At 61.0% G+C, this 25,258-nt stretch carries 21 protein-coding genes; 6 read left to right on the top strand and 15 right to left on the bottom strand.

The features are described from left to right. Positions 1-107 precede the first annotated feature (107 nt). Positions 108-545, bottom strand: coding sequence for a DUF1801 domain-containing protein (locus LPB072_RS04070; protein ID WP_066091927.1), 438 nt, complete (start codon positions 543-545; stop codon positions 108-110). Between the two features lie 69 nt (positions 546-614). Then, entirely contained in the window at positions 615-1,034 is a 420-nt protein-coding gene (locus LPB072_RS04065; protein ID WP_066091923.1) for an Lrp/AsnC family transcriptional regulator, read from the bottom strand. A 136-nt stretch (positions 1,035-1,170) separates the two neighbouring features. Here LPB072_RS04065 and LPB072_RS04060 point away from each other — a divergent pair, with 136 nt between their 5' ends. After that, positions 1,171-2,262, top strand: a complete 1,092-nt coding sequence (locus LPB072_RS04060; RefSeq protein WP_066092611.1) for an ornithine cyclodeaminase — start codon at positions 1,171-1,173, stop codon at positions 2,260-2,262. Between the two features lie 22 nt (positions 2,263-2,284). Further along, positions 2,285-3,235 carry a citrulline utilization hydrolase CtlX gene (ctlX, locus tag LPB072_RS04055; RefSeq protein ID WP_231943418.1) on the top strand — a complete coding sequence of 317 codons (951 nt, stop codon included), beginning with the start codon at positions 2,285-2,287 and terminating at the stop codon, positions 3,233-3,235. A gap of 99 nt (positions 3,236-3,334) precedes the next feature. Here the strand turns inward: ctlX and LPB072_RS04050 are convergent, their stop codons facing one another. Together LPB072_RS04050 and LPB072_RS04045 are read right to left on the bottom strand one after the other, a co-directional pair. After that, entirely contained in the window at positions 3,335-3,844 is a 510-nt protein-coding gene (locus LPB072_RS04050) for a GAF domain-containing protein (protein ID WP_066091920.1), read from the bottom strand. A 295-nt stretch (positions 3,845-4,139) separates the two neighbouring features. Continuing rightward, a complete protein-coding gene (locus LPB072_RS04045) occupies positions 4,140-5,441 on the bottom strand; it encodes a hemolysin family protein (protein WP_066091916.1) in 1,302 nt (433 codons plus the stop codon). Between the two features lie 57 nt (positions 5,442-5,498). Here LPB072_RS04045 and LPB072_RS04040 point away from each other — a divergent pair, with 57 nt between their 5' ends. Then, positions 5,499-6,341, top strand: coding sequence for a symmetrical bis(5'-nucleosyl)-tetraphosphatase (locus LPB072_RS04040; RefSeq protein WP_066091912.1), 843 nt, complete (start codon positions 5,499-5,501; stop codon positions 6,339-6,341). On the opposite strand, the gene LPB072_RS04035 is transcribed toward LPB072_RS04040, so the two are convergent. The 8 genes from LPB072_RS04035 to LPB072_RS04000 all read right to left on the bottom strand — a co-directional run bounded on the left by LPB072_RS04035 (position 6,338) and on the right by LPB072_RS04000 (position 14,576). After that, positions 6,338-7,849, bottom strand: a complete 1,512-nt coding sequence (locus LPB072_RS04035; protein WP_082876992.1) for a DEAD/DEAH box helicase — start codon at positions 7,847-7,849, stop codon at positions 6,338-6,340. The two genes, LPB072_RS04040 and LPB072_RS04035, sit on opposite strands and share 4 nt — an antisense overlap. 136 nt (positions 7,850-7,985) lie before the next feature. After that, positions 7,986-8,915: a hypothetical protein gene (locus LPB072_RS04030; RefSeq protein WP_157559229.1), complete on the bottom strand. Its 930-nt coding sequence runs from the start codon at positions 8,913-8,915 to the stop codon at positions 7,986-7,988. A gap of 33 nt (positions 8,916-8,948) precedes the next feature. After that, complete coding sequence (locus LPB072_RS04025; protein WP_157559228.1) at positions 8,949-9,314, bottom strand: hypothetical protein; 366 nt, start codon at positions 9,312-9,314, stop codon at positions 8,949-8,951. A gap of 22 nt (positions 9,315-9,336) precedes the next feature. Beyond that, on the bottom strand, positions 9,337-9,858 hold the full coding sequence (locus LPB072_RS04020; RefSeq protein ID WP_157559227.1) for a hypothetical protein: 522 nt from the start codon (positions 9,856-9,858) through the stop codon (positions 9,337-9,339). A 137-nt stretch (positions 9,859-9,995) separates the two neighbouring features. Then, a complete protein-coding gene (ypfJ, locus tag LPB072_RS04015; protein ID WP_066091904.1) occupies positions 9,996-10,907 on the bottom strand; it encodes a KPN_02809 family neutral zinc metallopeptidase in 912 nt (303 codons plus the stop codon). A gap of 197 nt (positions 10,908-11,104) precedes the next feature. Then, positions 11,105-11,680 carry a dCTP deaminase gene (dcd, locus tag LPB072_RS04010; protein ID WP_066091901.1) on the bottom strand — a complete coding sequence of 192 codons (576 nt, stop codon included), beginning with the start codon at positions 11,678-11,680 and terminating at the stop codon, positions 11,105-11,107. A 446-nt stretch (positions 11,681-12,126) separates the two neighbouring features. Next, positions 12,127-13,404, bottom strand: a complete 1,278-nt coding sequence (gene guaD / locus LPB072_RS04005; protein ID WP_066092605.1) for a guanine deaminase — start codon at positions 13,402-13,404, stop codon at positions 12,127-12,129. Positions 13,405-13,475: 71 nt separating this feature from the next. Continuing rightward, entirely contained in the window at positions 13,476-14,576 is a 1,101-nt protein-coding gene (locus tag LPB072_RS04000; RefSeq protein WP_066091898.1) for a BMP family ABC transporter substrate-binding protein, read from the bottom strand. Positions 14,577-14,977: 401 nt separating this feature from the next. Between LPB072_RS04000 and LPB072_RS03995 the strand changes: the two genes are divergently transcribed. Together LPB072_RS03995 and LPB072_RS03990 are read left to right on the top strand one after the other, a co-directional pair. Next, positions 14,978-16,777 (top strand): type I secretion system permease/ATPase, encoded by a 1,800-nt coding sequence (locus LPB072_RS03995; protein ID WP_082876991.1) that lies wholly within the window; start codon positions 14,978-14,980, stop codon positions 16,775-16,777. Between the two features lie 39 nt (positions 16,778-16,816). Next, entirely contained in the window at positions 16,817-18,166 is a 1,350-nt protein-coding gene (locus LPB072_RS03990) for an HlyD family type I secretion periplasmic adaptor subunit (RefSeq protein ID WP_231943417.1), read from the top strand. 28 nt (positions 18,167-18,194) lie between these two features. On the opposite strand, the gene apbC is transcribed toward LPB072_RS03990, so the two are convergent. Continuing rightward, positions 18,195-19,286: an iron-sulfur cluster carrier protein ApbC gene (gene apbC, locus LPB072_RS03985; protein ID WP_066091896.1), complete on the bottom strand. Its 1,092-nt coding sequence runs from the start codon at positions 19,284-19,286 to the stop codon at positions 18,195-18,197. 135 nt (positions 19,287-19,421) lie between these two features. Here apbC and metG point away from each other — a divergent pair, with 135 nt between their 5' ends. Beyond that, positions 19,422-21,566, top strand: a complete 2,145-nt coding sequence (gene metG, locus LPB072_RS03980; RefSeq protein ID WP_066091891.1) for a methionine--tRNA ligase — start codon at positions 19,422-19,424, stop codon at positions 21,564-21,566. A gap of 82 nt (positions 21,567-21,648) precedes the next feature. Here the strand turns inward: metG and LPB072_RS03975 are convergent, their stop codons facing one another. Both LPB072_RS03975 and metK read right to left on the bottom strand, forming a co-directional pair. Next, positions 21,649-23,727, bottom strand: a complete 2,079-nt coding sequence (locus LPB072_RS03975; protein ID WP_197508903.1) for a PAS domain-containing sensor histidine kinase — start codon at positions 23,725-23,727, stop codon at positions 21,649-21,651. 211 nt (positions 23,728-23,938) lie between these two features. Then, a complete protein-coding gene (gene metK, locus LPB072_RS03970) occupies positions 23,939-25,120 on the bottom strand; it encodes a methionine adenosyltransferase (protein WP_066091885.1) in 1,182 nt (393 codons plus the stop codon). Positions 25,121-25,258 lie beyond the last annotated feature (138 nt).

Below are 25,258 nucleotides of genomic sequence, written 5' to 3'. Positions count from 1 at the left end.
TCACCTGTCTTGGCATATCAAATGCTGTCAATCCGCAGCGAAGCTGGTTTGGGTAGGCGCAAGTGAGCGCAGCGGCTGTCTCAACCCGGCTGCGCGGGTGGACCGCTTCAACGCAGAGGCATGCTGTTCCGTTGCTGCTTCTTTTTGTTCAAGTGGTAACTGAACGCCGCTGCCATGCAGAACGCCACCGAATCCGCAGGAATGGCCTCGCCCAACCTGAACACCAGCGCACGGTTGCCCTCAAAAACAAAGTCGTTGGGGAAGAGGGTTTTGAAGGTATCGACCAGATCGGTCTGGCAGTTGAAGTACAGCGCATAGCTGCCTGGCGCCTTGGTCTTCCAGTCCATGCGGAAGGTGCTGCCGGCTTTGCTTTTCGTGCCATACGCAGGCTCACCCCACTTCAACGTCTCTTCGATCTCGCCCACCTCGGGCAGCGAGCGGGCCGTCTCCCAAGCGATCTCCCGCAAAGCGAGCAGCGCATTTTTGACTTCGATCGGATACGAGGCGAATTTTTCGGCGACGCCTTGGGACTGGAACGGTGTCATCTTGGCAGTATAGGAATTGCCCGGCTGGTGATCAACTGCACCTCTAAGAGGAACCCCGACCAAGATCGACTACCGGTAAGTCGCCAAATGAATGCTCGTTTCCGTCCCCCGAATCCCGTTGATCAGCCGCACTCGCTCCAGCACCTTGGACAACCCGGCCATGGAACCGGCCTCCAGCTCGGCCAGCAAGTCCCAGCGGCCATTGGTGTCATGCAATGAAGCGACACCCGGCTCGCCGAGCAGGTTCGCGATCACTTCGCGCATGCGGTTGCCCTCAACCTCGATCGACGTCCAGGCACGGATGCGCTCCGGCTCGGCCTCGGGCCGCAGGCGCACCGTGTAGCCCACGACCATCTGCGAGTCTTCGAGCTTGCGCAACCGGTTGGTAACCGTGCCGCGCGAGACCTTGAGCTTGTGGGCCAGGTCGGCAACGGAAAGCCTGGCGTTTTGCCGCAACAGGCCAATGAGTTTGTGATCGAGTTCGTCCATGGTTTTTACAAAATGGCAATTTGTTCTAACATTTTGATCATATTTCTACCGTATCGGTACTTTTTTGCCACTTTTCATTGTCTTCACAAGGCGAGACACTGGGTTCACCCGATACACAAAGTTTCCCGAGATGACCATGCAACACAACGATCTGACCCAATTCCGCACTGACGGCACCCTGTACCTGAGCGCCCCCGCCGCCGCTGAGCTGGTCCGCCGCAAAGGTCTGGCCAACTGCATCGCCGCCATGGCCGACAACCTCCGCGACGACTTCAAGCGTTGGCCCGAGTTCGACAAAACCGCCCGCGTGGCCAGTCACTCCAAGGATGGCGTGATCGAACTCATGCCGGTGGCCGATGCGCAGCGCTACAGCTTCAAATACGTCAACGGCCACCCCAGCAACACGGCCATCGGCATGTCCACCGTGATGGCGTTTGGTGTGCTGGCCGATGTGGACACCGGCGCCCCGCTGTTCCTCAGCGAGTTGACGCTCACCACCGCGCTGCGCACCGCCGCCATGTCGGCCTTCGCCGCGAAAACGCTGGCCCGCCCCGAGAGCCGGGTGATGGCCTTGATCGGCAACGGTGCACAAAGCGAATTCCAGGCGCTGGCGTTTCAGCATCTGGTGGGCATCACCACCCTGCGCCTGTTTGACATCGACCCGCAAGCCACCGCCAAGCTGGTGGCCAACCTTCAAGGCAGCGGTTTGAACATCACGGTGTGCAACAGCACGGCAGAGGCGGTGTGCGGCGCCGATATTGTGACCACGGTCACCGCCGACAAAACCATGGCCCTGATCCTCACGCCCGAGATGATCGAGCCCGGCATGCACATCAACGCCGTGGGCGGCGACTGCCCCGGCAAGACCGAGCTGCACGGTGACATCCTCGATGCGGCCAAGGTGTTTGTGGAATACGAACCCCAGTCGCGCGTCGAAGGCGAAATCCAGCACAAGGCCGAGGACTTCCAGGTGACCGAGCTGTGGGAAGTTTTGCTGGGCCAAAAGGCTGGCCGAGACAACGCCGCTCAGGTGACCGTGTTCGACTCGGTGGGTTTTGCACTGGAGGATTTTTCTGCACTGCGCTTCATGTTCGCCGCCGCCAACGCGCTGGGCCTGGGCGAGCACACCGCGCTGATTCCCCAACTGGCCGACCCCAAGAATCTGTTTGGCATGTTGAGCACACCGACGCCGGTGGCCGTCCCACGCCGTGTTGCGACGGCAGCCTGATCGCGGGTGGAGAACGCCAGCCATGCACCGCAGCGAAACACCCATGTCGATTCAGGCGCCATCGGCCGTGGTGATGGTGCGCCCACACCGTTTCACGCCCAACCCGGAAACAGCTGAAGACAACAGCTTTCAGAAGCCCTCCGAGCGCTCCGCCGATGAAACCGCCACCCGCGCGCACGAAGAAGTGACCCGCGCGGCAGCGACCCTGCGGGAGGCAGGCATCACGGTGCACCTGTTCGACGACGACGGGCGTCACAACACGCCCGACGCCGTGTTCCCCAACAACTGGTTCTCGACCCATCCCGGCGGTCACGTGGCGCTGTACCCCATGTACAACCCGAGCCGCCGGCGCGAACGGCGCACCGACATCCTGGAGTTTTTGAAGCAGCACTACCGGGTGCAAGACATCATCGACTACAGTGGTCTTGAACACGACGGCCTGTTCCTCGAAGGCACGGGCGCCATGGTGCTCGACCACCTCGCGCGCGTGGCCTTCACGGCCCGTTCCAACCGCGCCGACCCGCTGGCGCTGGAGCGCTTCGCAACCCACTTCAACTACGAGCCTTTGGTGTTCAACACGGCCGATGCGCAGGGCAAGGCGATTTACCACACCAATGTGTTGATGTGCATCGCCACGCAGTTTGCACTGGTGGCGCTTGACGCCATCGTTGATCCCGGGCGCGCCGGCGAAGTGCGCCAGCGCCTGGAGGAAACCGGCCGCGAGGTGTTGCCGATTTCCCAGCAGCAGGTGGCCGACTTTGCGGGCAATGCGATCGAACTCTCCAGCCCGCAAGGACGGGTGCTCGCGCTATCGACCCGTGCCGCCGCCAGCCTGTCGGACGCGCAACGCCGCGTCATCGAACACTCGGCACGCCTGCTGCCGCTGGACGTGCCCACCATCGAGCTTGCCGGTGGTTCTGTGCGCTGCATGTTGGCAGGCGTTCATCTGGCGCCCAGGCGCTCCACCCGCTGACCTTGCGCCTGATGTGCCGGTTTGATGCGGCTTCTGAGTGGCCGGGTGCTTGTGGCCGCAGGCACCAATGCGCCGAGCCGCGTCAGCGCTTCGGTTTGCTCAAGCCGAAGCCACGGGATAAGGCGGCACATGATCGCCTTGCTCCAGCGCCACAGCTACCTGAAGGAGCAGCTCCATGTCGAGTTGCTCCGGATCTCGTGGGACAAGGTCGTAGTGGCACAAGGTTCCCAGCAGATGGCCACTTGGACCCATCACCGGCACACCACAATAGGCGAGCACCGTTTCGCGGGCAGGATGCTGATCCAAACGCCGGTCTTCCAGCGCGTTGGCGGTGGTGAACACCCCATTGCTGTCTCGCACATAGCAGCAATAGGTCGCCGTGTCGGGGACCTCGGTAGCGGACAAGACTTCAGGACTCTCCCGGTCGTAATGGATTGCTGCGTTGGCCTTGCCATCCTGAAACCGGAAGATTCCAATGAAACGGTAGTCCGAGAGACTCAACAAATAGGCCAATGCATCACGCGCGCCAGACGCGTTCAGAATCTGGGAAAAACGCTGAAAGCTGTCTGCAGTGCGGGGGGTCGGGGTCGGGGTCGGGGTAACAGCCATATTTTTGTCAAGGGCACTGATGTGAGGTAACGAAGAAACGAAAGAGGCGGGGTGAGCACCTGAAAAGATGGAATCTGTTTTACCCGAAAAGGCAGGCAGGGTTCAAGGCCATGGCCATGGCCTTGACCGGCAGCGCAGTCGAGCCTGCCCACATTTTTTCTGCATCAACACCTGCAGGCCAAAAAGAGGGGCTTCTTTGAAGGCCCTGAGTGCGCTGCCACCAACAATGCTGCCCGGGCGCCAGCGGCATCCAGACGGCCCGCCTTGCGCAGCGCTCAGACGAACCGGTCAGCGTTCATTCCTCGGTTGATTCAGGAGGCAAAGGCGTGATCAACACCTGGTCAATGCGCCGCCCTTCCAGGGCCAACACCTCAAACCGCCAGCCCACGCAATCCACCGATTGCTGCAAGCCCAGCAACTCGCCCGCCACCGCCTGCATCAGCCCCGCGACCGTGTTGTAGCGGCCCTTGTCTTCGTCGGGCAGTTCATCGATATCAAAGCGCGCCTTGAGCTCGGTGACCGGCATGCCGCCATCAACCAGCCAGGAACCGTTTTCCTTTGGAATGGCCCAGGCGTCAACCGGTTGCTCCGGCGACAGTTCGCCGGTGATGGCCTGCAACATATCGAGCGGCGTGACCACGCCCTGCACCACGCCATATTCATCGACGACGAACACAATGCGGGTCGAACGAATGCGGAACTGCTCCAGCAACTCCATGCCGGTAAGGGTCTCGGGCACGAACACCGCAGGCAAGGCGTGCTGCCGGATTTCATCGGTGTGCAGACCCTGTGATTGCAGCGACAGCAAGAACGGCAGATGGATAACGCCGACCACATCGTCCAGTCCATCGCGGCAAACCGGGTACCAGGAATGCCCTTTGGCCCAGGCTTTTTGCACCGCCGAATCAACCGTTTCCTGCGCGTCGAGCCACTCAATATCGGAGTGGGGCACCATGATGGAGGTGAGCTGGCGGTCATCGAGCAGAAACACATTGCGCACCATCTGGTGTTCATGTTCCTCGATCAAACCGGCATCCACGCCCTCTTCCAGGCTGGCGTTGATCTCTTCTTCGGTCACATGCTGCACCGCATTGGCATCCACGCGCAGCAGCTTCAAGACACCATGGGTGGTGTGAGAGAGCAGCCAGACAAAGGGCCGCGCCGCTTTGGCCACAAAAGCCATGGGCCGCGACACCCAGCGCGACACCGCTTCGGGGTACAGCTGCCCGATGCGTTTGGGCACCAACTCGCCAAACACGATGGTGATGAAGGTAATCACGACCACCACGATGGCCGTTCCGGCGACGCTGGCGGTGGCCTCGGCCACGCCCCATGCCTGCAGGCGCTGCGCCAGACCACCGCTGAACGCGGCTTCGCCGACGATGCCGTTGAGCATGCCGATGGAGGTGATGCCCACCTGCACCGATGAAAGAAACTGCGTGGGGTCTTCGAGCAGCTTGAGCGCCGTGACCGAGCCCTTGTCGCCCGCCTCGGCCATGGCCATGAGCCGCGCCTTGCGGCTGGATGCCAATGCCAGCTCCGACATGGCGAACGCCCCGTTGAGCAGGGTGAGAAAGGCGATGATCAATATATCCATAATGAGGGACTGTTTTCCCTATCAAAAAAGCGCGGTATTTCCGCGCAAAAAGCCCCAATGGCACTTTACCTGATTGGCGACTTGCAAGGCTGCGATGAAGCCTTGGGGCGTTTGTTGAAAAAAATCGATTTTTCTGCCAGCCGCGACACGCTGGTGCTGCTTGGCGACCTGGTCAACCGGGGGCCCGACTCGCTGGCCGTGCTGCGCCGCATGATTGCAATGCAAGGCTCGGCTCATTGCCTGCTCGGCAACCACGACCTGCATTTGCTGGCGGTGGCTCACGGCGTGCGCAAGCCGCATCGCAGCGACACGCTTGACGGTATTTTGCATGCCTCCGATCGCTCCGTTTTGCTCGACTGGTTGCGCGCACGCCCACTGGCCTTGCACATGCAGGGGTGGCTGATGGTGCACGCGGGCGTGCTGCCCCAATGGGATGTCGCGCAAACCCTGGCGCTGGCAGACGAAGTCGAGATCACTTTGCGCGATGCCGACTGGGGTGAGTTCATGCACCAGCTGTATGGCAACCAACCCGCCGCCTGGAGCGCGGACCTGACTGGTGCCGATCGTTTGCGGGTGATCGTCAACGCGCTCACGCGCCTGCGATTTTGCTCAGCCGATGGGGTGATGGAGTTCGAGACCAAAGACAGTGCCGCTGCCGCACCTGAAGGCTTCATGCCGTGGTTCAAAGTGCCGGGGCGGCAAACCCTGGGCACGCCGATTGCCTTTGGCCACTGGTCAACGCTCAAAGGTTCGGCAGAGCGGCAGGGTGTTTTGCCACTCGATACAGGCTGCGTGTGGGGGGGTTGCCTGACGGCTGCACGCCTTGGCCCGCGCGGCGAAGCGGAACTCATACAGGTGCAGTGCCCGCAAAGCCAAAAGCCTGGCAAGAAAAAACTTTAGGAAGTCGCTGTCGAGGTGCCTTCGGTTGCCTCTGGTTGCTCATCAACGACCACCGCCAGCTCGCTTTCAACAGGCATGGCCTTGAAGAGCGCCGGCACTTTCTTGCGGGTCTTGATATTGGGTGACAACGAGCGGCCAGGAGAGGAGCGCTGCGAAGCCTCCCAAGAGGGCGGGGTATCACTGGCCACGCTGGGCTCATAAGGTTTGTCGAACAACGGATCGGCAGGGGCACGCGGCGGGCGCGGGGGCCGGGAAGCCGCACTGCGGCCTTCCCCGCGGGGCTCGCGGCGTTCACGGCGCTCGCCACCCTCTTCGTTGCGCCAGGCGCGTTGGCCATCGTTGAAGTGGCCTGCGGGCTGGCGATCGGTCTGAAGCTCGAGCGCTTCAAGCTCGATCTTTTTCCCCAGCAACTTTTCCAGGTCGCCAATCAGCCGGGTATCGCGGGCACTGACGAACGAAACCGCCAGGCCAGACGCACCCGCACGGCCAGTACGGCCAATGCGGTGCACATAGTCTTCGGCGTTGAACGGGATATCAAAGTTAAAGACGGCGGGCACATCTTTGATGTCGAGGCCGCGGGCGGCCACATCGGTACAGATCAGCAAATCGACCGCCCCGCTCTTGAAAGCCTCAAGGGCCTTCAGGCGTTCATCCTGGCTTTTGTCGCCGTGCAGGGCTGTTGTTTTCAGACCTTCGCGCTCCAGAGAGCGCGCCAGTCGCGCGCAACCGAGTTTGCTGTTCACAAAAACAAAGGCCTGGGTCACACCGCGATCGAGCAGAATTTTCTTGAGTGTGGCGCGCTTGTCGTCGTCGTCCACACGGTAGAAGTGCTGGTCCACGGTGGAGGCTGTCGCGTTGGAGCGCGCCACCTCGATCGTTACCGGGTCTTGCAGGTAGCTGCTCGCCAGACGCTTGATCTCGGGAGAGAACGTGGCCGAGAACAGCAGCGTGGTGCGGGTCTTGGGCAGGTAGCTCAGGATGCGCTGCAAATCGGGCAGGAAACCAATGTCGAGCATGCGGTCGGCTTCATCGAGCACCACATATTCCACCTGGTTCAACACACAGTTTTTGGCTTCAATGTGATCGAGCAAGCGGCCAGGCGTGGCCACCAGCACTTCGACACCTTTTTTCAGCTCAGCGGTTTGTGGCTTCATGTCCATACCGCCAAACACCACCATGCTGCGCAGCTTGGTGTGTTTCGCATACAGCTTGACTTGTTCGGCCACCTGGTCGGCCAGCTCACGGGTGGGCAGCAGCACCAGAGCGCGAACAGGGTGGCGCGCAGGCGAGGTTGAGCTGTTCTCGTGTTTGAGCATGCGCTGCAAAAGAGGCAGCGAGAAGGCGGCGGTTTTACCGGTGCCGGTCTGGGCAGCACCCATCACGTCACGGCCTTCCAGAACAACGGGAATGGCCTGCGCCTGGATCGGCGTCATGGTCTCGTAGCCCATCTCGGCCACAGCTTGGGCGATCGATGGAGAGAGGGAGAGTTGGGAAAAAGATTGGGTCATTGCAGGGCGCGCTGCCTAAAAAATGCGCGCAGGGTATAGGGCATTAACCCTGCATTCTCTCACTTTGGGCGGTTTTCGCCCAATCGGGACCCCTTTTGCCGAAAGATGCACCGCCCAGGCGGCGGAGCGAAGCTGCTCAGCGAGCCAGTTGTGGCACCGGGATATGGCGCATTTCGGCGGTCAGTGCCCGTCCTTGTTGAACATCTTGTTCCGGCGGGTTCAATCGCTCCAGGTATTCACTGCTGCTCGTTTGCAAAGCCTTGCCCACCCCAACTTCAGTGAACCGTCCGTCTTGTTGCACGGCGGCCATGCTGGCACCGTCTTTGCTCACCACAAAGCGCTCAGGAGCACCCCATTGGGCGTTTTCTGCCGCAGCGCTCACACAGGCCAGACTGGCTTGGGCGCATTGACCGTCAGACAAGCCACGCGCCTTGAGTTCGGGGGAGAGATCTTGAAAGGCTTTTTCCAGCCAGGCCTTGTGGGTTTCGGACATGTGAGGCCTCACCGCAATGCGGCCCAACTTCGCCTCGTCCAGAGGCCAAACCGACTTTGGCGTACCGTCTGGGTTGGGCAAGACCTCGCCATTGCGTGCAGTGGCATAACCCTCGGTATAGATTTGCGGCCGCTTGCTTGGGTCAAACCGCAGCGCTTGCGGTACATCGGTCAGGGGCACGCCCCGATTCTGCAAATACCCGGTGACACCTTCCAGCACGTTGGCTGCCGTGCCGTTGCGGTCGTAACCGCCGCCCACACCGACATGGTTGCCTGGGTGCTGCACGGTGGTGACACGCGGATCATCGCCGTAATACAGCGGGCGAAAATGGCTGCGGTTTTCATCGTTGCCCTCGACCACCAGCACCGGCCCTTTGACGTTGCTCGGAATGCCCATCTCGCCCTGGACACCGGTTGCCACCGGATCGATCAGCGCCATGCCGGTGACGGCAACGCTGCCGGGTGGCGCGACGACTGTGCCATCGGCCGTCACCAAGCCACGCTCGTTCACCAGCTGCGCAAACCGCACCCCCGATGGGCAACCCCGACTGAAGCCCCCCACCGATGCGCTCAAGTCAGCGGGAGTGGCATCGGGGTGGACTCGCAACTAGTCTGCCGAGGCCCTGGAGAAATCGCTGTAGGCACTTTCAGCTGCCGCATCGATCGCAGGGGTTGGGTTTGCAGCCGCATTGACGATATTGCCTTGATCTCCGCCGGTTCCGACGCCTTTGTAGTAGCCCGATTCAAATCTATCGCTTTGTCCTGCTCGATCGAACAGATTCGCGACATTGGTTTGAAATGGGTCGCCAGAGAGTTTGAGGTTGTCTTTGTCGTTGTTGGTGCCGTCAAAGGCTGCAAAGTAGTTGAAGCCAGTTGAGGCTCCGGCCTTGCCCACTTCGGCCATGGCTTGCCGCGCCTCTGGCATGAGGACGACTTCTGCGTCGGTCATCGCGCGCCGAACAGATTTTCCCATCGCCTAGCTCCTGACTTTTAGCTTATTTGGTGGGATAGATTTCGTAGGCGTGGTTGTACCTGGAAAGCCATGTCTTGAGCAGCACACCCTTAACCATTGGCGCATCACGGGTCACCACAAACACATACAACTGGGGACCTTCCATCACAAACGTCACCTCTCGGTTGGTCATGTTTTTGGGCAAACGGCCCCGTAAATCCACCCGCTGCTCCAGCACCTCACCCGTCGCCTTGACCCGCCATTTGACGAACAAGAACTCGCCAACCGGCATGGGTCCGTTAATGGACCGCCCTGTGGGCAACCCCGGCTTGTTCGCGAGAGCGGAACTGCTTGGATTGCTCAGATCCTCGCGAACCATGTGGTAGCCATCGCCATAGGCATACGCAAGCAAATCAACACTGTCAGCCCAGTGATCCTTCAGGCCATTGAAACTGAAGGAGTGCGACACCAGGCGCGGGCCAGTGGCGCAAGCCGCAAGACCGATGGCCAGCAGAGTGGATACCAACATGCGACCCACACACTGGGCCCAAAAACGGTGTGTCATCAATAGCGCTCCCCCTGAGGATTTTTTCGGATTGTCTCAGGGTTCTAATTGAAGGCTCGACAGGGCCCACAACATGTCATGTGCCAGACACTGGAGGCGATCACGCTTCGCCTCGAAAGCCCAGGCGCCGATCTGCGTTAGATTTGTTGCGCGTTAAAGGTATCGCAGGCCTGAACACTGCCGGTTTCCAGGCCTTTGGAGAACCAGCGCTGGCGTTGCGCGCTGGTGCCGTGGGTGAAACTGTCGGGCACCACCACGCCTTGGCTCTTGCGTTGCAAAGCGTCATCACCAATGGCGGCGGCGGCGTTCATGGCCTCTTCAACATCGCCCGATTCAAGAATCGATTTGCTTTTGTGGTTGTGGTGGGCCCAGATGCCGGCAAAACAATCGGCCTGCAACTCCAACCGAACCGACAATGCGTTTTGCTCCCGCTCACTGATACGACCACGCATGCCATCCACCTTGCCGGTCAAACCCATCAGGTTTTGCACGTGGTGCCCGACTTCATGGGCCACCACATAGGCTTGTGCAAAGTCGCCCGGCGCGCCCAATTGGCGTTTCATCGTTTCATAGAAGCCCAGGTCGATGTAGACCTTGCGGTCTGCAGGGCAGTAAAACGGGCCCATAGCGGCCTGACCTTGACCACAGGCTGTCTGGGTGGAGCCCCGAAACATCACCAGCTTAGGGGCCTGATATTGCGCGCCACCTTGCTTGAACACAGCGCTCCACGCATCTTCGGTTCCGCCCAGCACAGCGGCCACGAACTGGCCCATTTCATCGGTGGGTTTGCTGCTTGCCGTGGTGGAATTGGCTGGCGCACTCTGGGTCTGGCTGGGCATCAGATCGCCCGCGCCACCCAGGAACCCCAGAATGGTCATGGGGTTGATGCCAAAAATCCAGGCCGCGATAAAAGCAACAGCAATGGTGCCCAGGCCGATGCCCTTGCCGCCGCGCCGGCGCCCGCCGCCGCCAAACATGCCACCGCCGCCACCGGGCTGGTTGCGACGGTCTTCAATGTTGTCGGACTGGCGGTTGTTTTCCCACTTCATATTCGGGCTCCTCGGGCGTTCGTGTCATTGGGCCGAACGAGCGCGTGCGCGCTGCGGCTGTTGCATTATGCAAACACAGCGGTCAAAAAGACCAATTGTGGGGACCCTTGCGGGCACAGGCTTGCGAAAAGTCGCGAACCCGTGCGCTCACGCGACGGTCATGGGCATGGGCATGGGGTGCATGCAGCCTACCGGACTCAGGTCTTGGGCAGCGTGACGCCCACCTGATTCTGGTATTTGCCACCCCGGTCTTTGTAGCTGGTCTCGCAGACGTCGTCTTTGTCGCTCTCGAAGAACAAGACCTGCGCGCAGCCTTCGCCCGCGTATATCTTGGCCGGCAGCGGCGTGGTGTTGCTGAACTCCAGCGTCACGTAGCCTTCCCATTCAGGCTCGAACGGGGTCACGTTGACGATGATGCCGCAACGGGCGTAGGTGCTCTTGCCCAGGCAAATCGTGAGTACATTGCGCGGGATGCGGAAGTATTCCAGGGTGCGGGCGAGCGCGAAACTGTTGGGCGGGATCACGCAAACGTCTTTGTTGATGTCCACAAAGCTGTTTTCGTCGAAGTTCTTCGGGTCCACCACCGTGCTGTGGATGTTGGTGAAGACCTTAAACTCAGGCGCGCAACGGATGTCGTAGCCGTAGCTGCTCGTCCCGTAGCTGACGATGCGCTCGCCAGAGGCGTTTTGCCGAACCTGGCCAGGTTCGAAGGGCTCGATCATGCCGTGCTGCTCGGCCATGCGGCGGATCCATTTGTCGCTTTTGATGCTCATGTGTTTGCTCCGGGGTTGGCGGAGATTGTAAAGAGGTGGAATGTGGCCCCCACGCTCCGCCGCTTTGCGGGTCGCTGCCCCCTGAGGGGGCTGGTCTTGCTCGGGGCGGCCCTTCGCTGCGGTCGTTGAACGCCCCCACGCTCCGCCGCTTTGCGGGTCGCTGCCCCCCGAGGGGGCTGCCCTTGCTTGGGGCGGCCCTTCGCTGCGGTCGTTGAACGCCCCCACGCTCCGCCGCTTTGCGGGTCGCTGCCCCCCGAGGGGGCTGCCCTTGCTTGGGGCGGCCCTTCGCTGCGGTCGTTGAACGCCCCCACGCTCCGCCGCTTTGCGGGTCGCTGCCCCCCGAGGGGGCTGCCCTTGCTTGGGGCGGCCCTTCGCTGCGGTCGTTGAACGCCCCCACGCTCAGCCGCTGCGCGGTCGCCGGCGCCAACGTTTCGCGGCTGAGCAGTTCAGGCGGTGTGCACGCGCTCGATCACGCGTTCATCACCCAACACGATCAAAGCAAAAAGCAGTTCTTCCAGGCTGTTGGTTTGCTGGGTCTTGCGCGCCAGCAACGGTGTGGCTTGCGGATTCAGCACCACAAAATCGGCCTCGTATCCTGGCAACAAATTGCCCACCAGGCCGCCCAGTCCCAGGCCATCGGCGGCGCCTGCTGTGTGTTGCCACCAGAGCTGTGAAGGCGTCAGGCTCAGCCCAGGTTTGGTTTGGCCCTCGCGCCCCACGTAGTAGGCCGCGAGCATGGTTTTGAAAGGGGAAAAACTGGTGCCGCCACCCACATCACTGGCCAGGCCATAGCGCATACCTGCGGCGTCCGCTGCCGCGAAATCGAAGAAGCCGCTGCCCAGAAACAGGTTGCTGGTTGGGCACACCGCTGCGGCGGCGCCTGATTCGCGCATCAGGGCCCGGTCCCCCGAATCGAGGTGGATGCAGTGCGCATAGACCGCTCGCCGACGCAACAAACCGGCGTCGCCGTAAACGCCAAGGTAGCTGGAGGCATCGGGAAACAGCTCACCCACCCAACGCACCTCGTCGTGGTTCTCCGCCACATGCGATTGAATCCACACATCGCCGTACTTGGCCGCCAAGGCGCCCGCTCCGCGCAACTGCTCGGGCGAGCTGGTGGGCGCAAAGCGCGGGGTGATCGCGTAACCGAGGCGGTCCACGCCGTGCCAGCGCTGGATCAGTGTTTCTGTGTCGATCAGGCTTTGTTCGGTCTCATCGCGCACGCCGTCCGGGCTGTTGCGGTCTTGCAGCACTTTGCCGGTCATGAACCGCAGGCCCCGCGCCTGTGCGGCTTCAAACGCTGCGTTCACCGATGCCGGGTGGGACGTGGCAAAGGTCAAGGCCGTTGTAACCCCGTTGCGCTGCAGTTCGTCAAAGAAAAAATCGGCAACGCTGCGTGCGTACGCAGCATCATGGAAGCGTGTTTCGTGCGGGAAGGTGTAGTTCTCGAGCCAGGGCAACAGCCCGTCGGCCGGGGCACCGATCACGTCGGTCTGCGGGTAATGCACATGCATATCCACAAACCCGGGCGCAATCAGCTTGCCGCGCCAGTCTTCGACCGGAACATCAGGGAATCGCCTGGCCACGCCAGCGTGGTCTCCCACGGCCTGCACCACTTGGCGGCCGTTCGCGTCGGGACCGATCACCAGCAACCCATCTGCTTCATAGACAGGCTGGCGATCTGCATCAAAACGAAGAATGGCGGCGCGGTAACTGTGGTTCACCTTGCCACTGTAACCAAGTACAGCATCCGGCACATACCGGCTACAGCATGGTCCCTATGCGCGCCCGTGAACTATTTCTCGATCCGGCCGATCACGCCCTCTGTCAGCCAGTTCATGGTTCGAATATCGCCATCGCTCAAGTTGCGCCCAGCAGGGACAACAATGCGCCCTTCGTTGTCGTGCAGGTCATGCAAAGCCGCAAACACCTCCAATTTGCCGGTGGCCAACTGCGCCTGACGCGCCAAGGCTTCTGTGCGCACCGCGGCGGGTACCTTCGGGCCGAAACCCTCCAGTCGAACCATGCCCGCCTTCACGCCGCCCCATACCGAGCCGGTTTTCCAGGTGCCATCGAGCACGGCACGGGTGCGCTGGGTGTAGTAGTCCCCCCAATGGTGGGTGACCGCAGCAATTTGCGCGTCGGGAGCGACCTGGCGCATATCCGAGTGATAGGCCACGGCCAGCTTGCCGCGTTCCTGCGCCGCGATCATGACCGCGGTGGATCCGGTGTGAGAGGCCAGGACTTCCGCACCCTGGTTCATCAGGCTCATCGCTGCATCTCGCTCGCGGGGCGGGTTGAACCACTCGCCCAGAAACACCACCCGCACCGTGGCCTTGGGGTTGACCGACCGCATGCCCAAGGTGAAGGCGTTGATGCCCTGGATCACCTCGGGAATCGGAAAGCCCGCCACGTAACCCGCCCGGGTCGCCATCCGGCCGGCCACGATGCCGGCCAGGTAACGGCCTTCGTAGTACCGGGCGTTGGCCACCGCCACGTTGGCGGCTGTCTTGTACCCGGTGACGGACTCGAACTTCACATCAGGAAACTCGCGCGCCACCTTGAGGGTGGGCTCCATGTAGCCAAAACTGGGCGTAAAAATGATGCGATTGCCTTGCCGCGCCAGATCCCGGATCACGCGCTCGGCATCGGCCCCTTCGGCCACGTTGTCAACGAACGACGTCTTGACCTGGTCACCCAGCGCCGCCTGAACCGCCTGACGCCCCTGTTCGTGTTGCGCCACCCAGCCAGGCCCGGCCAAGGGTGCCACGTACACGAATGCGGCCTTTAACGGGGGCTTGGCGCTCCCCTCGGCGTGGGCTGACGATAAAAAAGGGAGAAAAAAGCAGGCAGCCAAAACGGCGCAAACGCGCCTGGCCACGAGGTTTTTGTACATGGTGTTCCTCTACATGGCTTCCGGATTGAACAAAAAAGCGAGCCGGGGAAGCACCGGCTCGCTCTGAACACCCCATTTTACAACCGGGCAATGACCCTTGAAGGCGATGGCCTGCAACCGGGAAAAGGGTGAGAGAAGAAGCGAAAACCGCTGTCGCACGCGCACCCACCAAAAGCACGATGGCCGACCCAGTCCGTGCCCCGTCTTCGCGAAGGCTCCTTGCATGCGATGACACAAAGTGCGGGCGGATTGGGCCCCAACTCCAGCCTTCGAACCTTCCAGCATCCGGCAGACTTGTCACCAAGTTCCACAACGCCCTGCCCACGGACTGTCCCGCCCCAAGGCTGCCGCCATCTTTGGCAAGCGTGCAAACCGCCCCCCCAGAAACACCTCCAAGCCCCATGTTCTCCAGCCTGAAACTGCCTGACAACGAAATTGGTCGAGCGCTGTCGGAATTCCGCAGCGCGTTTCGCAGCGTCGGCGTGTTCAGCGCCATCATCAATTTGCTGATGATCGTGCCTTCGCTGTACATGCTGCAGGTGTACGACCGGGTGCTTTCCAGTCGCAACGAAACCACGCTGCTCATGCTGACGCTGATGGTGCTGGGCGCCTATCTCTTCATGAACGCGCTGGAACTGGTGCGCAGCTATGTGTTGATCCGGGTCGGTGCCAAGCTCGACATGAAGCTGAACAAACGGGTCTACGCGGCCGCGTTCGAACAAAACCTGAAACGCACCGGTGGCAACGCAGGTCAGTCACTGGCTGACCTGACCACCATCCGCCAGTTCCTCACCGGCAACTCGCTGTTCGCTTTTTTTGATGCACCGTGGTTTCCGGTGTACCTGCTGGTCATCTTCATGTTTGACTGGACTTTGGGCGTCTTTGCACTCGCCGGCACGGCTGTATTGGTCATCCTCGCCTGGGTCAATGAGGTGGTTTCGCGCAAACCCTTGACCGAAGCCAACAGCATGGCCATCGTGGCGGGCAATCTGGCCACCAACAACCTGCGCAATGCCGAAGTCATTGAAGCCATGGGCATGCTGCCCCACCTGATGGGGCGCTGGTTCAAGCTGCACAGCAAATTTCTGCAGTTGCAGGCAGAGGCCAGCGAAAAGGCCGGGTTGGTCACAGCCAGCAGCAAGTTCGTCCGCGTGTCCCTGCAGTCGTTGATTCTGGGCATGGGTGCCTTGCTGGTGCTGGAGAACCACATCACGCCCGGCATGATGATCGTGGGCTCGATTCTTATGGGCCGTGCCATGGCCCCGGTGGACCAGCTGATTGGCATGTGGAAAGGCTGGTCGAATACCCGCAGCGCATACCGCCGGTTGAGCGAGTTGTTGGCCAACAACCCCCAGCGACCCGACCGCATGGCATTGCCCAGGCCCGAAGGACGGGTGGCGGCCGAAGCGGTCACCGTGGTGCCCCCGGGCGCCACTGTGCCGGCCCTGCGCAACCTCAGCTTTGCGCTTCCAGCAGGTGAAGCCATGGCCGTGATCGGCCCCAGCGGCTCGGGCAAGTCAACGCTGGCGCGGGTGCTGGTCGGCGTATGGCCTGCAGCTGCGGGCACCATGCGCCTGGATGGCTCCGATGTTTATCAATGGGACAAGGCGCAACTGGGCCCCCATGTAGGCTATCTGCCGCAAGACGTGGAGCTGTTCAGCGGATCCATCAGTGAGAACATTGCGCGGTTCGGCGAAGTGAATGCCGAACAGGTCATTCAGGCCGCACAGCGCGCTGGCGTGCACGACATGATTCAGCACCTTTCGCAAGGCTATGACACACCGCTGGGCGACGGCGGAGCGGGTCTCTCCGGGGGCCAAAAACAGCGCATCGGCCTGGCCCGGGCGCTCTACGGTGACCCCTCATTCGTGGTGCTCGATGAGCCGAACTCAAACCTGGACGAGGCTGGCGAACAGGCCCTGGTGAGCGCCATCACCGATCTGAAACAGCGTGGCAAGACCCTGGTGCTGATCACCCACCGCCCCAACATCATCGGCATCACACAAAAGCTGTTGCTGCTCAAAGACGGCATCCCTCAGCTGTTTGGACCCACCGACCAGGTGCTGGCCGAACTGACCAAAGCCCAGAAACCCAAAGGGCCTGCGGCGAGACCCTCGGTCCAAGCCCTTGCGGTGGCGCCGGGCCTGGTCGCCGCGAACTCGCCCCATGGGCCAACTTCACCAGCGAAGGCGCCGGCCTGAGCCCGTCCGCTCCTTTCACGCACCGCGAATCACCCCGAAATGATGCCCAACCTCCAAGGCGCGACCACGCTCGCACCACGAACCATCAGCACCGATGATCTCGTCAAAACCGACGCCCTTGCACCCGTGCGCCTGGGCTGGTGGATCGTGCTGATTGGACTTGGGGCCTTTCTCTTCTGGGGATTTTTCGCACCGCTGGATCAGGGTGTTCCCATGGCAGGCACGGTGACCGTGGCCGGCAACAAAAAGGCGGTGCAGCACCAGAGCGGCGGTACGATCAAAAAGATCCTGGTCAAAGAAGGCGACCTGGTCAAAGCCGGGCAGACCCTGGTGGAAATCGACGGCACACAAAGCCGCTCCAACGCCGAAACCACCCGCATCCAGTATTTCACCGCTCGCAGCGCCGAAGCGCGCCTGATCGCCGAACGCGACGGCCTGAGCGACATCCGCTTCCCTCCCGAAACGCTGGGCGCCCAGGCCGATCCCCGCATTGCAAGCACCACCGAGGTTCAACGCCAACTATTCAACGCCCGGCTAGGCGCCTTGCGCAGCGAACTGGCCGCCATCGACGAAAACATGGCCGGCCTGCAAGCCCAGAATTCGGGCCTCGAATCGGCGCGCGATGGCAAGACGCACCAGCTCACGCTGCTCAACGAACAAGTGCGCAACATGCGCAACCTCGCCAAAGACGGCTACGCGCCGCGCAACCGCCTGCTGGAACTTGAGCGCACCCTGGCGCAGCTGGAAGCGGCCGTGCTCGAAGACACGGGCAACCTCAGGCACGGTCAACGCCAGATCAGCGAGCTCAAGTTGCGCCGCGTTCAAAGACAGCAGGATTTTCAGAAAGACGTGCGCACCCAGCTGGCCGAAGTACAAAACGAAACCGAAGCCTTGCGCAGCCGGCTGGAAGGCCTGGACCACGAAGTCACCAACAACCTGGTCAGGGCCCCGGTCGATGGCATGGTCGCCGACGTGGCCGTGTTCACCGATGGTGGTGTGGTCAGCCCCGGCTTTCGCATGATGGACATCGTGCCGATCGATGAGCCCTTGATCGTCGAAGGCCAGATCCCCATCCACCTGGTGGATTCGGTTCACCCGGATTTGCCGGTCGACCTGATCTTCTCTGCCTTCAATCAGAACACCACGCCGCGCATACCGGCCACCGTGACCCAGGTGTCTCCCGACCGCCTGATCGACGAGGGTTCAAAAATGCCCTACTACCGCATGCGTGCGGAAATAACGCCTGAAGGCCGCCAGGCCATGGCCAAGCTCAACGTGCGCGCGGGCATGCCCGTGGAGCTGTTTGTGAAAACGGGCGAGCGCAGCCTGATGAACTACCTGATGCGGCCGCTGCGCGACCACATCAAGTCATCCATGAGCGAAGAGTGAGCTTTTGCAGGGCTGGCTCAGCCTGTCCTCAGGTGTCCTTGGAGATCTTGATCGACGGGAACTTGCTGGAAAAGTCCTTGGCCTGCTTGGCCACCTTGACCGCCAGCTGGCGCGCCACAGCCTTGTAAAGCCCCGCGATCTCGCCGTCAGGCTCGGCCACCACCGTCGGGGCACCACCATCGGCTTGCACCCGGATCTGCATGTTGAGCGGCAAAGCACCAAGGTAGTCCATCTCGAACTCGGCCGCCATTTTCTTGCCGCCATCTTCGCCAAAGATGTGCTCGGTGTGGCCGCAGTTGGGGCAGCAATAAACCGCCATGTTTTCCACAATGCCCAGAATGGGCACGCCCACCTTTTCAAACATCTTGATGCCCTTGCGCGCATCGAGCAAGGCGATGTCCTGCGGCGTGGTCACGATCACCGCGCCGGTGAGCGGCACGCGCTGCGACAGCGTGAGCTGGATGTCACCCGTACCGGGTGGCATGTCGACGATCAGGTAATCGAGGTCTTTCCAGTTGGTCTGGCGCAGCAACTGCTCCAGCGCCTGCGTGGCCATGGGGCCGCGCCACACCATGGCGTCGTCCTTGTTGACCAGAAAGCCGATGGAGATCACCTGAACGCCGTGGTTCACCAGCGGCTCCATGGTCTTGCCGTCGTGGCTCTCGGGGCGCCCTTCCAGCCCCATCATCATGGGCTGGCTGGGGCCGTAGATGTCGGCATCCAGAATGCCGACCGTGGCGCCTTCGGCCGCCAGCGCCAGCGCCAGGTTGGCCGCCGTGGTGCTCTTGCCCACGCCGCCTTTGCCCGAAGCCACCGCAATGATGTTCTTCACGCCTGGCAACAGTTGCACGCCGCGCTGAACAGCATGGGCCGCAATCTTGATACTCAGGTTGACCGACACGTTTTCCACGCCCGGCACTGCTTTGGCCGCCGCCACCAAAGCGGCACGCAGGGGCTCGACCTGGCTCTTGGCCGGATACCCCAGCTCCACATCAAAGCTCACCTCGCCGTATTGTTCACTCAGGTTTTTCAGCGCCTTGGTGGACACGAAGTCTTGCCCCGTGTTGGGGTCGATCACTGACTGCAAGGCGGTCAACAGGGCTGCGGAATCTACGGACATCGGGGGCAATCTCCAGGAATGTGGGGCGAAACAGACTCGGAAGTCTACCGGTGCTGGGGCATTCATCCCATACACACAACCCGCCTGTGGGCATCAAAGCCCTAAAATCAAAGGTTCCCCGTCAGAAAGCCCCCCATGAGCCAGCCGCGCCGCCTTTTCGTTACCACCGCCCTGCCCTACGCCAACGGCCATTTCCACATCGGCCACATCATGGAATACATCCAGGCCGACATCTGGGTGCGCTTCCAGCGCATGCGCGGCAACGAAGTGCACTTCGTCTGCGCCGACGATGCCCACGGCGCACCCATCATGATCGCGGCCGAAAAGGCCGGCAAAACGCCCCAGCAGTTCGTGGCCGACATTGCCTCGGGCCGCAAGCCCTACCTCGACGGCTTTCACATTGCCTTCGACAACTGGCACAACACCGACGCACCCGAAAACCACGAGCTTGCACAAGACGTGTACCGCGCCCTGAAAGCCAACGACCTGATCGAAACACGCTCCATCGAGCAGTTCTTCGACCCTGAAAAAGGCATGTTCCTGGCCGACCGCTTCATCAAGGGCGAGTGTCCCAAATGCGGCACCAAAGACCAGTACGGCGACAACTGCGAAAACTGCGGTGCCGTGTACGCGCCCACCGAACTGAAGAACCCCTATTCGGCCCTGTCTGGCGCGGTGCCGGTGCTCAAGAGCTCCGACCACTTTTTCTTCAAACTCTCCGACCCCCGCTGCATCGAGTTCCTGAACGGCTGGACCAACAGCGGCGCGGTGCAGCCCGAGGTGCTGAACAAGATCACCGAGTGGATCGCACCGGGCGAAGACGGCAAGCCCAAGATGGGCGACTGGGACATCAGCCGCGATGCGCCCTACTTCGGCATCCAGATTCCTGATGCACCGGGCAAGTATTTTTACGTCTGGCTGGACGCGCCCATTGGCTACCTCGCCTCGCTGAAAAACCACTTCGGCAAGATCGGCGTGGACTACGACGCCTTCATGGCCGACCCGACGACCGAGCAGTACCACTTCATCGGCAAAGACATCATCACCTTCCACACGCTGTTCTGGCCGGCGATGCTGAAGTTCAGCGGCCGCAAAGTACCCAACGCCGTGTTTGTGCACGGGTTTCTCACCATCAACAACGGCGAGAAGATGAGCAAGAGCCGGGGCACCGGTCTGAACCCGCTGAAGTACCTCGAGCTCGGCATGAACCCCGAGTGGCTGCGCTATTACCTCGCGGCCAAGCTCAGCGGTAAAAACGAAGACGTCGATTTCAACCCCGAAGACTTCATGTTGCGCGTCAACAGCGATCTGGTGGGGAAATACATCAACATCGCTTCCCGCGCTGCAGGTTTCATCGCCAAGCGCTTTGACGGCAAGCTGGGCGCCGCCTCGGCCGATGGCGCGGCACTGCTGGCATCGATTCAGGACATCGCCATCGAGGTGACCGATCTGTACGCCGAGCGCGAGTACGGCAAAGCATTGCGCGAAATCATGCTGCAGGCCGACAAGGTCAACGCCTATGTCGACCAGAACAAGCCCTGGGAACTGGCAAAGAAAGAAGGCCAGGAGGCTCGCCTGCAAGACGTGTGCAGCACCTGCATCGAAGCCTTCCGCCTGATCTCGCTCTACCTGAAACCAGTGCTGCCCGCACTGGCGGCCAACGTGGAGGCTTTCCTCAAGATCGAGCCGCTCACATTCAGCGACGCGGGCAAACTGCTCGGCGCAGGACACGCCATTGGTGCCTACCAGCACCTGATGCAGCGCGTGGACGTGAAGCAGCTTGACGCGCTGTTCGAGCCGCCTCCTGCCCCCTTGGTCGAAAAACCCCTAGCCGGTGACGAAAGGCGCAGCGCCCCCACACTCGCTGCTTCGCCTGGTTCGCCCCCTCCCGAGATGGCTGCGCTCGCCCTGGGGCTGCCCGGCGGCGAGGCCATCGCCCCCACCATCACCATCGACGACTTCGCCAAGATCGACTTGCGCATCGCCCAGATCGTGAACTGCGAAGCGGTGGAAGGCTCGGTCAAGCTGCTGCGCCTGACGCTCGACGTGGGTGAAGGTCAGACCCGCAATGTCTTCAGCGGCATCGCCAGCGCCTACAAGCCCGAAGACCTGGTGGGCAAGCTCACTGTGATGGTGGCCAATCTGGCGCCGCGCAAGATGAAATTCGGGTTGAGCGAAGGCATGGTGCTGGCTGCCGGCCATGCCGACGAAAAAGCCGAACCCGGCATCTACATCCTGAACCCATGGCCAGGCGCCAAACCCGGCATGCGGGTGCGCTGAAGCGCCGACGAAGAATGAAAAGGCCGCAAGGTGGACAGCTGTCCACCTTGCGGCCTTTTGCCTGGCGCGCGCTGCGCCTGGATCAATAAGCCAGCTCCGCCATCGACGAGGCAGGAAACTCCAGTTCGGGTTCGGTGCCTTCGAATGGCAACGTGAAGTAGAAGGTGCAGCCTTCATCGGGTGCCGTTTCTGCCCAGATTCGACCTCCGTGGCGCTCAACGATGCGTTGAGACAGTGCCAGGCCGGTACCCGTGCCATCGAAGTCCATGGAGTGGTGCTGGCGCTGGAACATGACGAACAGGTTATGGGCCTTCTCCAGATCGAAACCCACGCCGTTGTCACGAACGAAGAAGGTGCGGCCACCCACAGGGTTGACTTTCCAGCCCACTTCAATGCGCCCGGCTTCCCGGGTTCTGGTGTACTTCACCGAGTTGTTCAACAAGTTGCCCCAAGCCTGCGCCAGCAACATGGCGTCGCCGCGCACCACTGGCAAGTCCTCTTCGATCACCCACTCGATCTGGCGGTCGGGGTTTTCCATCTTGAGATGAGCGATGACCCCATCCAGCAAGGGAGCCAAGGGCACGGGTTGGGAGTCCAGCGTGACTCGGCCCAGACGGGCGTACTCCAACAAGCCTTCGATCATGTAACTCATGCGGCGGCTGGCCTTGGCTGTGGAATTCAGGTACTGCAGGGTGAGGCGGTCGCTGGATTCGCCCAGTTGCTCTTGCAACAAGGTGACAAAACTGGATATGTGACGCAGTGGGGCGCGCAAATCATGCGACACCATGTGGGAAAACACATCGAGGTCTTTGTTCGCCGCCACCAGTTGCTGGGTGCGCTCTGCCACACGTTTCTCAAGTTCCTTGTTGAGGTCGTTCATCACGTCCTCCAGACTCTTGGCTGCTGTCATGTCACGCGTAATCGCAGACAAACCTTGCAGCTCACCGCCCTCGTTGCGCAAGGCTGTGAGCACGGTGTGGGCCCAGAAGCGTGAGCCATCGTCGCGAAGGCGCCAACCCCGGGTCTCCCATTGGCCATGGGCTTTTGCCAGACGGAGAACCTGTTCGGGATCCACTTCGTCCTCACCGGCGTTGCCGATGGCCAACAGGTTCTGGTAGGGGCGGCCCAGCATTTGCTGACGCGAATGCCCGTGCAGACGTTGGGCGCTTTCCGTCCACTCGGTCACGGCACCGTGTTCGTCCACGAAATAGATGCAGTGGTCCTGGATGGCATCCACCATCAAGCGGTAGCGCTGCTCACTTTGGAACAGTTCGGCGCTGCGCTCACGCACCCGTTCCTCCAGATCGCGGTTCGCTTCGAGCACGAACTCCTCTGTTCGACGGCTTTCGCTGATGTCGTGCAACTCAATGAAGATGCCCTCGATATCACCCTTTCGTTGATCGGGGATGTAGTGCACTTCAAAATAGCTTCGACGTCCGTCAGTCCCCAGGTATTCCGACTCAAAAGTCTGGTTTTGGCCACTCAGCGCCTCGGCCACGAATGGCAGGATTTCCGGCAGCTTGTCGGCATCCACCAGGTTGCTCAGGTTTTCACCCGCCATGTCTTCGGGCTGCCGCCCGTAGCGGGCCGCATGGGCTCGGTTGGCAAACCGGCAGTTGAGGTCTTTGTCAAAGTAGGCCAACTCGACGGGGATGCGATCGGTAATGGTCTGCAGGAAGCCATCGTGTGCAGCAACCCGTTGCTCGGTGTTTTTGCGCTCGCTGATATCGACAACGCTGGAGTGGCTGTACAAGAACTGTCCCTCAGCGTCTTTGACTGCCGTGCAAGTGAGCAGGGCCTGAAAACGGCTGCCGTCCTTGCGAATCAGATCCAGTTCCATCGATTCAACAGAATCTGATTGCCCGATGGCCTCCAGGCGCGGCTGCATCAGTTGGTACCAGGCCGAGTCCACCAAAGTCGTCAGGTTGATCGACGGGTCGAGCAATTCGTCCCGTTGGTAGCCCAGCCATTCCAGCAGGGTTTGGTTGATGTCCATCAACCGCAACGCCCCATCCAGCATCAGATGGCCGCAGGGTGCATTTTCGAACCGTCGGTTGGCGCGATCCAAGTCGGCTTGCAACGCTTGGGTGCGCAAAGCCACCAAGCGCTCCAGCTCGGGGCTTGTTTCCAGGCTCGTTTCAGAAGTGGCAAGTGTTTCCATGATGTTGGGCTCCGGGTCTTTGCGATGCACAGCGTAAAAGTACTCTGCCCTCCTTATCGGTCGGCCCCGCCAAAAATTCAGCCCTGATTGACCACACAAGCCCATCGCCATCGAAGTGGCAAGAAAAAAGCCCCTGTGCTTTCACACAGGGGCCCATTTTTTAAAGTGACCACTTACACCGCTTCAACGCTCATGCGGTGAGCGGCTGGCTTTACAAGCCTGCAGCCGCTTTCAATGCCGCGGCTTTGTCGGTACGCTCCCACGTGAACTCCGGTTCTTCACGTCCAAAATGGCCGTATGCGGCTGTTTTTTCGTAGATGGGCCTCAACAGATCCAGCATCTGGATGATGCCTTTGGGGCGCAAATCGAAGTGCTCCCTCACCAATTCGGCAATCTTTTCATCAGGGATCACACCCGTGCCTTCGGTGTAAACCGTGATGTTCATCGGCTGGGCCACACCGATGGCATAAGCCACCTGAACCTGGCACTGACGCGCCAGGCCTGCCGCCACCACGTTTTTGGCCACATAACGCGCCGCATAGGCCGCCGAGCGGTCAACCTTGCTGGGGTCTTTGCCGCTGAACGCACCACCGCCATGGGGGCAGGCGCCACCGTAGGTGTCCACAATGATCTTGCGGCCAGTCAAGCCACAATCGCCCTGCGGTCCACCGACAACAAACCGGCCGGTCGGGTTGATCAGGTAGCGCGTGTCTTTCAGCCACTCTTTGGGTAGCACTGGCTTGATCAACTCTTCAATGATGGCTTCGTTGAACGAGGCCTTCATCTTGAGTGCGGTCTCGGACTGGTCGGGCGTGTGCTGGGTTGACAGCACGACAGTGTCGATACTGTGGGGCTTGCCATCCACGTAGCGCATGGTCACCTGGCTCTTGGCATCGGGGCGCAGAAAAGGCAAACGGCCATCTTTGCGCAGCTGGGCCTGGCGTTCAACCAAGCGGTGTGCGTAGTAAATGGGCGCAGGCATGAGTTCGGGCGTTTCATCGCAAGCGTAGCCAAACATCAAACCTTGATCGCCGGCACCGATGTTGAGGTGGTCATCTGACGCATGATCAACGCCCTGGGCTATGTCATTGCTCTGCTTGTCATAGCAAACCATGACCGCACAACCCTTGTAATCGATGCCGTAGGCGGTGTCGTCGTAGCCAATGCGCTTGATGGTGTCGCGGGCGACCTGGATGTAGTCAACATGCGCATTGGTGGTGATCTCGCCAGCCAGCACCACCAAACCGGTATTGCACAGCGTCTCCGCGGCCACGCGGCTCAGCGGGTCTTGTTTAAAGATTGCATCGAGAATCGCATCAGAGATCTGGTCAGACACCTTGTCGGGGTGGCCTTCAGAGACGGATTCGGAAGTGAAAAGAAAATCGTTCGCCATATAGATAAACTCCAGGAAAGTTGATCGGCGTTGCCGGCCTTTCGAAGTTCGGCGAACGCTTTAGCGGAATTTTTGAATCGCCCCGCAATTAGTTCAGTAACTCAGCGATCAACCGATTTTAATGCAAGCCCAACAAGA

Source organism: Hydrogenophaga crassostreae (assembly GCF_001761385.1).
Taxonomy (GTDB): Bacteria; Pseudomonadota; Gammaproteobacteria; order Burkholderiales; family Burkholderiaceae_C; genus Hydrogenophaga; species Hydrogenophaga crassostreae.
This window is presented reverse-complemented; position numbering and strand designations above follow the sequence as displayed.

What these genes read in the sequence shown, in the direction of transcription:
- dcd (WP_066091901.1), bottom strand. Translation starts at nt 11,680, where the DNA reads ATGAGCATCAAAAGCGACAAATGGATCCGCCGCATGGCCGAGCAGCAC.
- ypfJ (WP_066091904.1), bottom strand. Translation starts at nt 10,907, where the DNA reads ATGAAGTGGGAAAACAACCGCCAGTCCGACAACATTGAAGACCGTCGC.
- LPB072_RS04035 (WP_082876992.1), bottom strand. Translation starts at nt 7,849, where the DNA reads ATGACCCAATCTTTTTCCCAACTCTCCCTCTCTCCATCGATCGCCCAA.
- LPB072_RS03975 (WP_197508903.1), bottom strand. Translation starts at nt 23,727, where the DNA reads ATGGAAACACTTGCCACTTCTGAAACGAGCCTGGAAACAAGCCCCGAG.
- metG (WP_066091891.1), top strand. Translation starts at nt 19,422, where the DNA reads ATGAGCCAGCCGCGCCGCCTTTTCGTTACCACCGCCCTGCCCTACGCC.
- metK (WP_066091885.1), bottom strand. Translation starts at nt 25,120, where the DNA reads ATGGCGAACGATTTTCTTTTCACTTCCGAATCCGTCTCTGAAGGCCAC.
- LPB072_RS04050 (WP_066091920.1), bottom strand. Translation starts at nt 3,844, where the DNA reads ATGGCTGTTACCCCGACCCCGACCCCGACCCCCCGCACTGCAGACAGC.
- LPB072_RS04070 (WP_066091927.1), bottom strand. Translation starts at nt 545, where the DNA reads ATGACACCGTTCCAGTCCCAAGGCGTCGCCGAAAAATTCGCCTCGTAT.
- LPB072_RS04065 (WP_066091923.1), bottom strand. Translation starts at nt 1,034, where the DNA reads ATGGACGAACTCGATCACAAACTCATTGGCCTGTTGCGGCAAAACGCC.
- LPB072_RS03990 (WP_231943417.1), top strand. Translation starts at nt 16,817, where the DNA reads ATGATGCCCAACCTCCAAGGCGCGACCACGCTCGCACCACGAACCATC.
- LPB072_RS04060 (WP_066092611.1), top strand. Translation starts at nt 1,171, where the DNA reads ATGCAACACAACGATCTGACCCAATTCCGCACTGACGGCACCCTGTAC.
- LPB072_RS04045 (WP_066091916.1), bottom strand. Translation starts at nt 5,441, where the DNA reads ATGGATATATTGATCATCGCCTTTCTCACCCTGCTCAACGGGGCGTTC.
- LPB072_RS04025 (WP_157559228.1), bottom strand. Translation starts at nt 9,314, where the DNA reads ATGGGAAAATCTGTTCGGCGCGCGATGACCGACGCAGAAGTCGTCCTC.
- ctlX (WP_231943418.1), top strand. Translation starts at nt 2,285, where the DNA reads ATGCACCGCAGCGAAACACCCATGTCGATTCAGGCGCCATCGGCCGTG.
- LPB072_RS04040 (WP_066091912.1), top strand. Translation starts at nt 5,499, where the DNA reads ATGGCACTTTACCTGATTGGCGACTTGCAAGGCTGCGATGAAGCCTTG.
- LPB072_RS04000 (WP_066091898.1), bottom strand. Translation starts at nt 14,576, where the DNA reads ATGTACAAAAACCTCGTGGCCAGGCGCGTTTGCGCCGTTTTGGCTGCC.
- LPB072_RS04020 (WP_157559227.1), bottom strand. Translation starts at nt 9,858, where the DNA reads ATGACACACCGTTTTTGGGCCCAGTGTGTGGGTCGCATGTTGGTATCC.
- LPB072_RS03995 (WP_082876991.1), top strand. Translation starts at nt 14,978, where the DNA reads ATGTTCTCCAGCCTGAAACTGCCTGACAACGAAATTGGTCGAGCGCTG.
- apbC (WP_066091896.1), bottom strand. Translation starts at nt 19,286, where the DNA reads ATGTCCGTAGATTCCGCAGCCCTGTTGACCGCCTTGCAGTCAGTGATC.